Source organism: Paraflavitalea sp. CAU 1676 (genome assembly GCF_029223285.1).
In the GTDB taxonomy this organism is placed as follows: domain Bacteria; phylum Bacteroidota; class Bacteroidia; order Chitinophagales; family Chitinophagaceae; genus Paraflavitalea.
Window position 1 is genome coordinate 290,197 of sequence record NZ_JARHUJ010000007.1, and the last position, 13,281, is coordinate 303,477.

Consider the following 13,281-nt stretch of genomic DNA (forward strand, 5'->3'; position numbering starts at 1 on the left):
CGTGGCATGAGGTCAGCTAGCCAGGTAAGGACAAGGTGGTAAGCCAGGTGGATCTTTTACGATGAAACTGGTACGTGAAAGTAGAAAACGGGATGATACTTATGGTGAATGTGAGGTTGGTAGTTTAAATGTAAGTCTTTTTTTCTATACCATACAGGCTATTACCCTTGCCGCCCGTACATGCAGCCATGATGCAATCAATATTTTCCTTATTTTCATCGCTTTCAACCTATACACATGAGACGATCCATACTAACTGGTTTACTGGCCTTGGGTGCCTTCACCGTATCGGCCCAACAAGACCCCTCCTGGGAACCCGTGTTCCGCAAGATCAACGACGAAGTACAACAACATTCAAAGGCTTACAGCACGCTGAAAGACGCGACCGAAACGATCGGCCACCGGCTCACCGGCTCCGAGAATGGTAAGAAAGCCGAGACTTATGCATTCAACCTGTTGAAATCTTATGGCTTCACCGATATTCAATACCAACCCTTCGAGGTAGAAAGCTGGAGCCGCGGCCAACTGGCAGTGAGTGCAGGCAGCAAAAGCAACCTGCAACCGGTTAAATCGGTATCGCTGGCGCATTCGCCTGTAAAGGTCGACCTTACGGCCGAACTGGTCGATATGGGCAACGGACTCGATAGCGACTATGTCGCCAAACCTGGCATCGCCAAAGACAAGATCGCTCTCGTATACCTCGGCACCCTGCCCGGCACTACCGGCCGTTCACTGCATCGCTCCGAGAAGACAGCCATTGCCATCAAATACGGCGCTAAAGGCATTATCGTGATCAATACCGTAGATGGCGGCACCTTGCTCACCGGCACCGCTTCCGTCACCGGCAAGCTCATTCCCATACCCGCTGTGTGCATCGGCAAGGAAGATGGCATGCGGTTAAAAGAACAATTGAAGACCGGCGCCTTGTTTAGCCGCATCAATATGACCAACTTCTCAGGTAAGATCAAAGCACGCAATGTCATCGCCACCATCAAAGGCAGCAGCCTGCCCCAGGAAAAGATCGTCGTGGGCGGCCACCTCGACAGCTGGGACCTTGCCACCGGCGCCATCGACAACGGCATCGGTTCCTTCTCGGTACTCGACATGGCGCGCACCTTCCAGCAACTGCAATTGAAGCCCAAACGCACCATCCAGTTCGTTATGTTCATGGGCGAAGAACAGGGACTGCTGGGCTCCAAAGCCTTTGTGCACGAAGCCATCAAAAATAAACAGATCGATCAGCTGCGTTATATGCTCAACTTCGATATGACGGGCGATGTACGGGGCTTTTCCTCCAGTGCGCCCGAAGCACAGCCCTTGTTCCAGGCCATTGGCAGTATTGCCCAACAGATCGATACCGTCTTCACCAATAGCTTTTCGAGCCGCGCAGGCCTGCACAGCGACCACCAGCCCTTCATGCTGCAGGGCGTGCCTACCGGCGGTGGCGGCGGAGGCCGTGGCGCCAACGGACCTGCCGGTTGTTACCATGCCGATTGCGACGTCTTTAGCCTCGTGAACAGCGAACAGGGCATGAAGAATACGGTAAAGTTCGTCAGCATGTTGTTGTATGGATTGGGAACAGCCGACAGCATCCCTGCCAAAAAACTCAGCGATGAAGAGACCAAACAATTCCTGCTGAAGCATAACCTTAAGGAGCCGCTGCAATTGGAAGGAGAATGGCGCTGGAAGGATTAGACAGCCGAAGCATCACAATGCCCAATCGGGCATGCAGATAAGAAAAATACTCAAACAGAAAGGGGCCATCACGGCCCCTTTTCTCATGTACTCACAAGCGAAAATTCAATAGTTCAATGTACCGCCGAAGCAGCAGATGGTGGAGCAGCACCGGGAGGCGGATTCAATTGAGCCGCAGGAACCAGGTTCTTCACCGGTTTGATGGTCTTCAGGTAGCTGTAGATCGCCTCGACATCTTCATCGGTAAGGTTACGCAGCGACTCCACCGGCATGGGCGGCATCAGCGGACGGGAGTTCTCCACGCCACGATACTTTCCTCCTTTGATGGCCCTGCTGAAATTCTCCAGTGTCCATCCACCCAGTCCGGAATCGTCGGGGGTAAGGTTGGCGGCATACGTGATACCCCAGGGGCCCACCGCAGCGGTGAGGTCTCCCTTCAGCAAGGCCCACCGGCCATCTTTGGTCATGGCGGTATCGAACTTCCCCAGTTCGGTGCCTGCCTGGTAGCCCGACAGGAATTTCTCCATATCCGGCACAGGACCTCTTTCGGTCATAATTTTAGGCGTATGGCAATCGCCGCAACCGATCACCGTGACGAGGTATTTACCGCGCGCGGCAAGGGCAAGCGTGTCGTTGGCAGGCTGATCGGGCTTACCGGCCGTTTCGTTACAGGACACAAAGGAAACACCCATGGCTATAGCAGCCATGTACATGAATTGCTTCATTGTTGATAGTTATTTTACTGGTTAATTAAATGGCGGTGGTTATTCTGTGATGCTGGAAGTGGTCGTGTATTTATTTGAATAGATCGAGGTGCTTAACTGATAGAACGCACCATTCTTTTCGATCAGCGTTGGGTTCACACCGGAAAACTCCTTGAAATCCCTGATGAAATGCGCCTGGTCGGCATATCCATAATCATACGACAAGGAAGCCCAGGATATCTTTTTCTCGGCCGAATGGCGCACATGCCGGTATACGTTTCTGAATCGGATGATACGGGTATAGGTTTTTGGACTGGTACCCAGCACATCGCGAAAACTCCTTTGCAACTGCCTTTCGCTCACGTAAAGATCTTTACAAAGCGACTCGATGGATATATTGCCTTTCGATTCCCGGATGATCGAAGCTGCCTGATCGAGGTAATGCCCGCGTTGGCGGGAATGACCAATCCTTTGCAGCAGGGACGATTCAGCGATCAGTATAAGCTCGGCTGCATTGGTAACACCATACATTCTTTCGGCCATTTCAGTGATGCCGGCATTCATGAGGTTGCCGATATCGGTGTAGTCGTTGAAGAGCGCGGCCGCCGGCACATTGAACAACCGGGCAAAGATCTCCGGCTTCAGGTTTACGCCGAAACAAACCGAACAGCCTTTCGTTCTCCAAGTAACGGCATCCTTATAGATACCAACAAAGAAAGCATCGGGCAGTTTCTGCCAGTTACCATCCACCAGTACCCGGCAATCCTGCTGGTATACATGAATGATGATCTGCACCATGCCCAAAGGCAGACAAACCTGCGCCGGCGAATCTTCGGCGGCATCACCGTCGAATACCTGGTACCAGTAGTTCTCTACATAGGGCTGCAGGGCAACAGAAGGCAGAAACTCTTTATATGAAATGATCATCATACTATGTAAACTCCCGACAAAGATATACGGGCGCCGGATGCCGTCATTGAAGAAAAGCGACATCTTCATGTGATTTTGACAATTTTCGACACCTCCTGTCCCATCATATTCACTCCACCCAACAAAACAGCCCTTTGATCTGATCAAAGGGCTGAACACACAGAAGGATACGTATTTGAATCACTGTGACGCCTTATAATTCCACATTAATAATCTATTGTCTGGCAAATAACACTTCCACCTGTCGCATCAGGTCGGCACATACCTGATCCTGGATCTCGAAGATCTTGGCGGCCGACGCCCGGCACTCCAGCATCCGCGACCAGGTTTGTTGGGCAGTATTACAATTGATCATTTGCACATTTACACGTACTGTTTGTTGCAGGTGCTGTACACTGCCGGTGATAATATGATTGAAGTGCAGTACACTGCTCAGTTCTTTCAGGTCCATATTCCGCGTGGTCATACTTTTCACCATCTGGTAACCCAAAACGGACACCTGCTGCATTTGAGACAACGCCGTGCAGATCTGCAAACAAAGCGTATCGCTGAAAGACCTGATCAACTCATTGCCCGAAACACAATGAAAGGGAAGAATAGCGAAGGTCACCGGTTCTTTGACTGAAGCAAAAGCATGATCGGAGATATCAGCCTGATGCCTCCTTTCCTGGAGCCATTCGTGCCGGTCCATGAACACCGGAATATACTTACCCTTGGGCATTCCAATGATGATCTGGTCTTCGACACACATGTCGTTATAGTAGTGCGCCAGCGCTTTGCGGAGGCGGCCCGCATGAATGCGAACCACACAGTCTTTTTGGGGATTGAAAGTCGCAGGTTTTTCGAGCACTTTCAAAGCAATGGTATACTCCTTCAGCCAGTTGGCATTGCCCGTAAGGGTTTCCTTCACGACAAATGACAGGAACTTCCTCAGAATATGGGAATTGCTGAAATCGGGGTGTAGAAAGATCTTGTCGAGCTGCTGCTCGATGGCGCCCTCGGTAAACCTGGGGGAAGCCATAGTCGAAACGGCGGTGCCCATAATTTGTTAGTTTAATAAACGGTTGTTATTAGGACACCGATCCAGTCCTTGTTCCGCCAAATCGGGGAAAATCGCAGGCGCTATTTTACAGAAATACTTAAACAATTGATAATCATCATTTATTTGCAGCCTCCCATTTCCTTACCTTGACCCTGGCTGCGTCGAACAGCCGGGCATAATTACCTTTCAGCAGGCTCTGTTTGGTAGCGGGCGAAAGTTCCTTGAACAACGGCTCGTACATATTGTACACCTTGAGGTACTTATCCTGCGTGGCGGGCGCCACTTCATCGGTCCCAAATAAGAACCTGTCTGGATATTTATTGATGATGGCTGCCGTTTCCCGGATGGTTTCGGGCGACGATATAATGTATTTCGCTACCTCATCCCAGGAGATATCGATGTGTACATGTTTGAGCGCCGGATCGGCCAGGGCATACTCCACGATCGTTAGCTGTTCTTTCACTGGACGCACCACCCTGCCCAGCCCGCAATGCGCCCAGATAATGGTCGTATTGGGATGCCTGCGGAACAGATCCGCCAATTGCGTTAACAAGTAGGGCTCCTGCCCTGCTTTCGGATAGGGCATATCGATATCATTGTGCAGCAATACCACCAGCCCCGTTTCGGCCGCAAAATCCAGGATGCGGTCCAAAGCCGGATTGATGAGGCTTGCAACCTCTCCTGCAATCTTAGACGAAACAAATTCTTTGTGGATCGTGAATTCACCGATACCGGTAAACACACCGGGAAAAGTTTTAAGTACCCGTTTGATGTGATCGGCGGCATACATATCGGCCGGATTGAAACCCGTGATCATCGGATCGAATCGTTGTTGCTCTTCTTTCGAGAGCGACCGGTATGCCATCGCAATAAAAGCATCCGTAAAAGAATAATAATACAAAGGAGCATCTGAAGCTAAATAATAAGTGGGTGCAAATTCGCCTGAATTACCGTGAGACCATTGTTGCTGAAGCGGTATACCAAACAGGGTAGACCGCCCCACTTTATCGCCCATCACTTTGAGAAATTGCTTCACGTCGAGGCCCTCCTGCACGTAATTGGTCAAATGAAAATGACTGTCATAAAACAGCGACTTGTCGGCCGAAGCTGGTTGTGCAGCAGACTGCTTTACAAACAGAAAGGCCAGCAACACTACGCCTGCAATATATCGCGACATAACTGATTCATTTTTTTATAACAGAATATCAGCACCGATCGTAATCGTTGTGCCGGTTTGCCCGCTGGTATACAACCCAAACGTGCCGCCTGCGGAACTCTTGTACACATGGTGTAGCTGGGCATTGAGCCGCCAGCTTCTGGATTTCATAGGGTATATATTCACACCGCCCCCTATTTCCCAGGGGTGGCGTTTGAACTCATCGAAGAAATAAGAGTGAAAGCCGTATAAGGCCAACACTTTGGGAACTACCATCTGCGAAGCCTGAATGCTATAACCCCGGTCACGGATGAAGTTGATGGGTACCGGACCATCCGCATCAAAGTCCGACAGCTGGCGTTCATACAACTCCACTTGCAGGTTGAACCCCTTGTACTTGAACCCAAGATCAATAGCGAGCATATCGTAATCTGCTTCCTGCACGGTAACGCCATCGGCCAACGCGCCGGTTTCGAAGAACAATACGCCATCAGTCATCCGCACCTGTGTATTGTCGGGCGAAGGCTGCCCCGTATTATTGAACCGGTTATCCCGGTCATGCGTAAAGTTGACACCAAAGCGGGTAGCCAGTTTCTGGTGTTTTTCAAAGTCACCCAATCCTCCTCGTGGGCCATATTCGCCCGTAGTAGGCATCCAGATGAGCCCAGCACCTTGAGAAAGGGTTCGCGTAAGTTTGGCAGCCTGCACACCCAGGGTGCTCAGGTTATTACCCAGCATCAAAATATAATTTAATCTCGGCACTACTTCCCCTTTCAGGAAAACACCGTTGGTAAAACCAGCCCGCAAGCTCTCCTCTCCCATAGTGCGGTCAGTAGAATTATAGAAGGGAAACGGCCCCTGCATAGACCGGATGGAGATATTGGGCATGATACCCGCACCCACCGTAAAATATTTATTGAACCGGTATTGAAGGTTACCATATACCAGGGTTTGTTGAGTCGTCATTACCGTCCACACGGTGGCGGTATAAGTCAGTTTGGGCGTCAGTACGAAACCAGAGAACCAGATCATGGCACGATGCCAGTGGAAATCATTCCGCCCGGTAAAGTCCCTGTTACGGCCTAGATGATCCTGCCAGGTTTGTTCACCCGGCAATTGGTTCAGGTAGCGGACTATCGCATATAAACTGATATTGAGGGTTCCATATTTGGTCTTCACCAGGCTAAAACCCTTACCGGGCGATAGCTCGCCGGCAGTTTCGTTACGGTATACGGAATCTCTCAGCGTTTTACTAATAGTATCCAACGCCTGTGCGTTCTGGTCGAGCTGGGCATGCAATTGGTTTACGCAAAACAGCATCCACATACATAGTCCCAAAGTCCTTAGTCCGGTCTCTATACGGATCATAACAGTATTGCTTAAGTTGAATGAATGCCCTGCTTATTTAGGTTGTACCAGGTAGGGGTTAGCTTTCAATTTATCGATCACATAACTAATGGCCTTCTGTGCTTTCACACTATTACCGGCTGCATCGAGCGGAGGGGATACAACGGCGATGCCGAATTTGCCTGGACATACTGCCAGCAAACCACCCCCTACCCCACTCTTGGCGGGCAGTCCCGTATGGTACAGCCAGATACCGGAGTTATCATACAGTCCGGCAGTCGACATTACCGCCAGCGTGTGCATGACAGTTTCGGGCGAAACGATCTTCTTTTTGGAAACGGGATTCACGCCTCCATTGGCCAGCGTAGCCGCCATCGTAGCCAGGTCTTTGGCCGATACGTTTATGGCGCATTGCTTGGTATAGATATCGGTAGCCTGCACCGGATCGAAATACATACGGCCATAGGCCAGCAACAGGTGTGCGATAGCCTGATTGCGCAGGTTATCACCTGCTTCACTAATGTACACGGGTCCGTTTACCGTGAGGGGTCGTGCCGCAAAATCGCTATGCACCTGTAAAATGTTCCTCCATTTAGCTGCGGAATCGGCGCCGCTGATCAGACTCGACGACGCGATGGCGCCCGGATTCACCAGCGGGTTGATCTCTTTACCTTTTTGCAGTTCCACCGCTACGATCGAGTTGAAGCGCATACCGGTGGCATCCACGCCAATCTTATCCTGCACCGCCTGTGCCCCCTGTTCTTCGATCACCTTGGCCATCGTAAATACCTTTGACACGCTCTGTATGGACACCATAGACGTCACATCTCCTTTGGTATACACTTTCCCATCGGTGGTAATGAGGGCGATACCAAATATCTCAGGATCCACATTGGCGAGTTCCTTGATATAATCCGCATTCTTCCCCTCCTTCAGGTTTCGGAATTTATTATAGGCTTCATTCAGCGCGTCTTCGATCGCTTTGGGCGTCTGCGCCTGTGCGAACAGGCACAACGACAAAGCAGCTGATAAAAGGAATAACCACAACCTGCTATGAGAACGGCTTGTTTGTTTCATAATAGTCATATTTATTATTGACGTTGCACTACGCTTGTTTAAACACAAGGTGCGGCATGGGTGAAGACACACGTCGCACGAACTTTCCGCCAACCGGCGGCAGATCACATCACCGTAAGTTGGATACGGGTTTCGAAAAAACTGACATGCCCTTTGAGGTTGAAACGGTCCAGGGTGCCATATCCATAAGTAAGCTCCCAGCGCAGAAAACTGGTCAAATACCAGTTAAACATGGGCGTAATACGGGTAAACCGGCCTCCTTTGATCGAACGGTCATCGAGATTGAAGGTAGAAGCATGTAAAACGAACTCTATTTCACCCAATCCGCCCTTAAAGACCGACTTCTTAACCGGTACAAAACCATAAATGCTTCCTACCGTCTTGTAGGGCCGGCTTGTTTGGGTGAGGAAAAAACTGAACACCGCGTCGCCACCAAAAAATTTGTGATTCTCTCCATTGTCTGCGTAGAAATGATGCTGCATTACTTCAGAACCGATCATGAACCGGCCTTTATTGTAATAAATTTCGGCGCCGATGCTCGTAGACTTATCGGCTGCAAATGAACCAGTATTGATCAATTGAGGTGTGGGATTCGATTCTGGTCGCGATTTAATAGTAAACTTTCCATCGAGCGGCTTCCCATACCGCAGGTTGGCCGCTATATGCATCACCCCGGCTTTATCGGGGGCATTGAAAGGCATCCAGCCAATACGTGCATCATATTGCCAGGCAAAAGTGGAGAAACCTTGTCCCTTCGATATAAAGTCATTGTAAGCGCCCAGGTTCAGGAACAGGCGCGACTTGGGAAAATAGCCAAAGTATTTAATTCCATCTGCCAGAATGGGAATGGGATCAAGGGCCATTTGCCGTTCATTGGTAAGTCCGGAGTGACCGTTCATGACCTTGATCATGGAAAACCCTTCTTTCGTGCGCCCTACAAAGAAGTATCCCTTCAATTCGGGCATGGAGAAAGTAAGACCCGTTTCCCGCACCATCCACACTTTTTCATCACCATCGTACATGAAAGCAAACTTCCAGGAAATATGCCGCCGGGTCTTCAAATACCGCCCGCTGGCCAGTATCCTGAAGTCGCGTGTCTGGTACCGGGGATCGAGTGAAATGTTGAGGGAGTCCATCTGCTGCTTGAACGTTGCGTTCTGCGAGTATGCGGTGAAGTCACCTATATAGCCCAACCCAACGCGGAATGTGGAGTACGTACCCGCGAATTCATTAGGCTCCAGCGCCTTCGTTTTATTGACGAACGTACTGTCGGCCGCCCTGATCGGGAATACCAGGCCATCTGTTCCATTGGGTACAGTTCGTACGGTATCTTGTGCGTGTGCCCCAAGGGGAATAGTCCATCCAATCATATACACTATTCCCCTCAGGCACATGGCTTCAAAGGCGCGGGCCATGCTTTGTTGGTATCAATATTTGAAGAAATATTGTTGCAGCTGTTTCCGGTCTTTCGTATTCAAGAGCCCCAGCATGAGCATCACCCTGGCCTTTTGCGGCGTCAGATCATCCGACACAATGGTGCCTAACTCTTCGTCATTGATCTCATCTTCCAGCACTACCCTGCCCGATGGCGTACGGCTGGCACGACAAACGATGATACCGGCACTCACTGCACGTTTAACAGCGTCCATATAGGCTTTATTAAAGTTCCCATTGCCAACACCGGCGATCACGATACCATCCACTTTTTTATCGATAAGTGTATTCAGCAGGTCCGGTGGCGCATCGGCATACATATAAACAATGTCTACCCTTGGGAATTTGGTATTGGCTGTTACGGCGAAAGGTGTTTTTACATTTACCTCGCGCATGGAGGTCATGTAGTATTCAACCTTACCATCATACACCTGGCCAATGGGGCCCGAGTTCGGAGAACCGAAAGCATTCACCTTGGTTGTACTTAGTTTCATCACCTCACGGGCATCAAAGATCCCTTCATTGAAACTGATCAACACACCACGCCCCTTCGACTTGGGACTCACCGCCACCGTAATAGCGTCATATAAATTTTTGGGGCCATCGGCGCTGATCGCCGTAGCGGGCCGCATAGAACCCGTGAGCACTACCGGCTTTGCATGGGCTACCACCAGGTCTAGGAAATAACCTGTTTCCTCTTGCGTATCGGTACCATGGGTTACCACAATTGCATCTGCTTCGTTCTTGGCAAATATTTCATTGGCGCGCACCGCCAGTTTTCTCCAAATATCGATCGTCATGTCCTGGCTGCCCACGGAAGCCACTTGCTCTCCTGTGATATCGGCAATCTTTTTCACCGCAGGGATGCCACCAATGAGGTCATCGATCGGTATTTTGCCGGCAGTATAACCAGCCCTGGTCGCCGAAGCACCGGCACCGGCGATAGTGCCACCCGTAGCCAGGATAATGACCCTGGGCAATTGGGCCAGTGCGCTGAATACAACAAATAGCAACACCGTTATGGAAAGTATTTTCTTCATATGAATGGCTTTAATGTAGGTTATTTCTTTTGTTGGTTGGTGGGTCCGGTCGGCGATGTCAGCTTAACAGGATCCAGCAGGTCCTTGATCTGCGCCTCTGTAAGCAGTTTCTTCTCCCGGATCAATTGTAAAATACCCTTGCCACTTTGCAACGCCTCTTTCGCCAGCTCAGTGGTCTTATCATATCCCAATATTGGATTCAAAGCGGTCACGATGCCCACACTACGGTTCATATAGTCCTGCAACACTTTATCGTTGATCGTGATGCCTTCAATGCACTGCGTTCTGAAAAGCGGCATCGTTTTAAAGAATAAACCTTGCGACTCCATGATACAAATTGCCACCACCGGCTCATAGGCATTCAGCTGCAGTAACCCATCCTGCGAGGCCATCGTAACGGTGAGATCATTGCCTATAGCCTTAAAGCATATTTCATTCATCAGTTCAGGCATCACTGGGTTAACCTTGCCGGGCATAATAGAAGAACCGGGTTGCAGCGCTGGCAGGTTGATCTCGAAAACACCGGCCCGCGGGCCCGTAGCCAGGAAGATCAGATCACTGCTGATCTTCGATAAAGCAACCGCCAGGTTCTTCAACGCAGAGGAATACATTACAAAGCCCGCCATACTGGAAGTGGCCGCCACCAGGTCTTTGCTTAGCACCATGGGTTTACCAGTGATCTGCGCCAGGTGTGCGGCACATTTTTCGGCATAGCCCGGCGAAGCCGTGATACCAGTACCAATAGCCGTAGCACCCATGTTCTCTTCATACAAATAGGCTTCCGTTTTAACCAACACGCCAATGGCAGCATCGAGCTGGTTGCCAAATCCATGAAATTCCTGCCCCACGGTCATCGGCACCGCATCCTGTCCTTCCGTGCGCCCCATCTTGAGCACCTTGCTGTATTGATCACCTTTCTTGTGAAAGGCCGCAGAGAGCGCTTTCGCTTCATTAACTACCTTATCGTTGTGTAATAACAAAGCAACCTTGATTGTCGTAGGATATACGTCGTTGGTAGATTGCCCCATATTGAGATCATCGTGCGGTTCTATCGAATGATAGTCGCCTTTCTTTTTACCCGATAACTCCAACGCAATATTGGCCAGCACTTCATTGGCATTCATGTTGGCCGAGGTGCCGGCACCACCCTGGTAAAGATCAACCAGGAACTGATCATGGTATTTGCCATCCATCACCGCCTTGCAGGCCTGCTCGATAGCTGCCAGTTTCTCTTTGCTGAGCCTGCCCACATCGGCGTTCGCCCGGGCAGCGGCCAGTTTCACCATGGCATATGCCCTCACATAGTCGGGATAAGAACTGGTGAGTTGTCCGCTCACCCGGAAATTCTCCAGTGCCCGGGCTGTTTGAACGCCATAGTAAGCGTCTGCCGGGATCTGCTTTTCACCCAGCAGGTCTTTTTCCGTCCTGGTGGCCTGGGCCTCCACGATGGTCACCAGGGCAATAGCCAGAGCCGTCAACAAAAAGTATCTTTTTCTCATATTGCGTATTTATGTTCGTGAAAGAAAAACAGCCACTAATCATTGTTCTTGTAGAAGACCTGCGAGAAATTATATTTGAAGCCAAACTGGATCTTCACCGCTTCGGAGCTAAATCCATCAGAAAAGTTTTCGCGCTTGCCGTATTGTAATTCGGCAGCTACCATGATATTCTTATAGGGCGTAACAACGAGGTTTACAAGTGCATAGTGACCCTTTCTGTAAGCATTCGGAGACCCATAGTCGGTATTATCGATATCGACACTCGAATATCCGATCGTACTGGATAGTTTATCGTTCCAGGTATGATCGAGAAAGGCCAGGATCCCGGTAACCGGGAGTGCTTTACCCGAGGCTGGTTTGGTAGGACTATTTTGATTAATGATGATACCAACGTCAACAGGAGCATCCTGCATATAGTTTTGTATCCCTTCGCCGTACACGAACGATCCGCGGAATATATCTTTTTTACCGAGGTTCAGCACGGTACTGAGGTTGAGCCCCCAACCGGTAGTACTACCGCTGATATCATAGCCACCGGTCGTATGTATATCTTCCCACTTAAGGAAGCGCAGCATACCGGCCAACTGCACATGTCCCCAATCTCCCGTACGCTTCCAGTGGGCCGAAAAATCGGGCAAATAATTACGTCCTTTCACACTATCCAGCTCCGTGCGATCGGCGAAGGTGCCCAGGTCGGCACTGGCGCCCGGACGTTCCAAAGCAATAAACACCTCATTTTTTCCTTTCAGAGGCGCAAAGCGTAACTGGACATTCCGGAAGAACACCATTCCCGACGGCCCCCAATATTCGATCGAGTTCGGCCATACATCTCCGTCCATAAAGGGAGAGTTTGCCTGTCCTACCAACACAGGGCCAATCTCTCCGTATGCATTTCGTAGCCGCATGGTGGTTTGACCTTCGTCGGGTCCTACGCCAAACAGGTCAAATTCGAAGTTGGTCTTTAATTCACCCAGCGGTGTCTGCGTCCAGCCCCTCACACCAAACCTGGTTTGCCTTACCCCAAAGAAAACCGTACCGTCAGGGGCAAACTGATTCTTGTAACTGGGAAGGCGCGTAATGCGCATCGCATCAAACCAATTGGGGTTGATCTGATCGAAATTGTAGCCGATGTCGGCCATGGCAAATCCATACACTTCCAACACCCTTTGCTTCGACTCGTCCTGGGCTTGCCCCTTCATAACGCCCACCAATAAAAATAGAGATAGTAAATAAGTGCATTTCATAGTAAACATTTTTAGTAGTCATTGGCCAGCATACCGGGGGATCGGAGGGAGTACTTAAAGTTACCTGCTTTCCCAACCGGGAAGGAATTTCAGCAGGTGATTAACAGTTAAAT

11 protein-coding genes are annotated in these 13,281 nt (G+C 50.1%); 1 reads left to right on the top strand and 10 read right to left on the bottom strand.

Annotated features, from left to right (window positions below; genetic code table 11):
• The first annotated feature begins 237 nt into the window (after positions 1-237).
• A complete protein-coding gene (locus P2H89_RS23615) occupies positions 238-1,695 on the top strand; it encodes a M20/M25/M40 family metallo-hydrolase (protein WP_275831593.1) in 1,458 nt (485 codons plus the stop codon).
• Positions 1,696-1,808: 113 nt separating this feature from the next.
• On the opposite strand, the gene P2H89_RS23620 is transcribed toward P2H89_RS23615, so the two are convergent.
• From P2H89_RS23620 to P2H89_RS23665, 10 genes are all read right to left on the bottom strand, one after another.
• Positions 1,809-2,420, bottom strand: a complete 612-nt coding sequence (locus tag P2H89_RS23620; RefSeq protein ID WP_275831595.1) for a c-type cytochrome — start codon at positions 2,418-2,420, stop codon at positions 1,809-1,811.
• 39 nt (positions 2,421-2,459) lie between these two features.
• The gene (locus P2H89_RS23625) at positions 2,460-3,398 is read right to left on the bottom strand and encodes a helix-turn-helix transcriptional regulator (RefSeq protein WP_275831597.1); all 939 of its coding nucleotides are present in this window, start codon (positions 3,396-3,398) and stop codon (positions 2,460-2,462) included.
• Between the two features lie 145 nt (positions 3,399-3,543).
• Complete coding sequence (locus tag P2H89_RS23630; protein WP_275831598.1) at positions 3,544-4,371, bottom strand: hypothetical protein; 828 nt, start codon at positions 4,369-4,371, stop codon at positions 3,544-3,546.
• Between the two features lie 115 nt (positions 4,372-4,486).
• Positions 4,487-5,548 carry an amidohydrolase family protein gene (locus tag P2H89_RS23635; protein WP_275831600.1) on the bottom strand — a complete coding sequence of 354 codons (1,062 nt, stop codon included), beginning with the start codon at positions 5,546-5,548 and terminating at the stop codon, positions 4,487-4,489.
• A 15-nt stretch (positions 5,549-5,563) separates the two neighbouring features.
• A complete protein-coding gene (locus P2H89_RS23640; protein ID WP_275831602.1) occupies positions 5,564-6,895 on the bottom strand; it encodes a hypothetical protein in 1,332 nt (443 codons plus the stop codon).
• Between the two features lie 33 nt (positions 6,896-6,928).
• Positions 6,929-7,951, bottom strand: coding sequence for a glutaminase A (gene glsA / locus P2H89_RS23645; protein ID WP_275831604.1), 1,023 nt, complete (start codon positions 7,949-7,951; stop codon positions 6,929-6,931).
• A 104-nt stretch (positions 7,952-8,055) separates the two neighbouring features.
• The gene (locus tag P2H89_RS23650) at positions 8,056-9,366 is read right to left on the bottom strand and encodes a porin (RefSeq protein ID WP_275831607.1); all 1,311 of its coding nucleotides are present in this window, start codon (positions 9,364-9,366) and stop codon (positions 8,056-8,058) included.
• Positions 9,367-9,378: 12 nt separating this feature from the next.
• Positions 9,379-10,425, bottom strand: a complete 1,047-nt coding sequence (locus P2H89_RS23655) for a type II asparaginase (protein WP_275831610.1) — start codon at positions 10,423-10,425, stop codon at positions 9,379-9,381.
• Positions 10,426-10,445: 20 nt separating this feature from the next.
• Positions 10,446-11,924 (bottom strand): aspartate ammonia-lyase, encoded by a 1,479-nt coding sequence (locus tag P2H89_RS23660; protein WP_275831612.1) that lies wholly within the window; start codon positions 11,922-11,924, stop codon positions 10,446-10,448.
• Positions 11,925-11,959: 35 nt separating this feature from the next.
• Positions 11,960-13,168 carry a DcaP family trimeric outer membrane transporter gene (locus P2H89_RS23665; protein WP_275831614.1) on the bottom strand — a complete coding sequence of 403 codons (1,209 nt, stop codon included), beginning with the start codon at positions 13,166-13,168 and terminating at the stop codon, positions 11,960-11,962.
• Positions 13,169-13,281: the final 113 nt, after the last annotated feature.

What these genes read in the sequence shown, in the direction of transcription:
- P2H89_RS23665 (WP_275831614.1), bottom strand. Translation starts at nt 13,168, where the DNA reads ATGAAATGCACTTATTTACTATCTCTATTTTTATTGGTGGGCGTTATG.
- P2H89_RS23635 (WP_275831600.1), bottom strand. Translation starts at nt 5,548, where the DNA reads ATGTCGCGATATATTGCAGGCGTAGTGTTGCTGGCCTTTCTGTTTGTA.
- P2H89_RS23630 (WP_275831598.1), bottom strand. Translation starts at nt 4,371, where the DNA reads ATGGGCACCGCCGTTTCGACTATGGCTTCCCCCAGGTTTACCGAGGGC.
- P2H89_RS23625 (WP_275831597.1), bottom strand. Translation starts at nt 3,398, where the DNA reads ATGAAGATGTCGCTTTTCTTCAATGACGGCATCCGGCGCCCGTATATC.
- P2H89_RS23650 (WP_275831607.1), bottom strand. Translation starts at nt 9,366, where the DNA reads ATGGCCCGCGCCTTTGAAGCCATGTGCCTGAGGGGAATAGTGTATATG.
- glsA (WP_275831604.1), bottom strand. Translation starts at nt 7,951, where the DNA reads ATGAAACAAACAAGCCGTTCTCATAGCAGGTTGTGGTTATTCCTTTTA.
- P2H89_RS23615 (WP_275831593.1), top strand. Translation starts at nt 238, where the DNA reads ATGAGACGATCCATACTAACTGGTTTACTGGCCTTGGGTGCCTTCACC.
- P2H89_RS23620 (WP_275831595.1), bottom strand. Translation starts at nt 2,420, where the DNA reads ATGAAGCAATTCATGTACATGGCTGCTATAGCCATGGGTGTTTCCTTT.
- P2H89_RS23640 (WP_275831602.1), bottom strand. Translation starts at nt 6,895, where the DNA reads ATGATCCGTATAGAGACCGGACTAAGGACTTTGGGACTATGTATGTGG.
- P2H89_RS23660 (WP_275831612.1), bottom strand. Translation starts at nt 11,924, where the DNA reads ATGAGAAAAAGATACTTTTTGTTGACGGCTCTGGCTATTGCCCTGGTG.
- P2H89_RS23655 (WP_275831610.1), bottom strand. Translation starts at nt 10,425, where the DNA reads ATGAAGAAAATACTTTCCATAACGGTGTTGCTATTTGTTGTATTCAGC.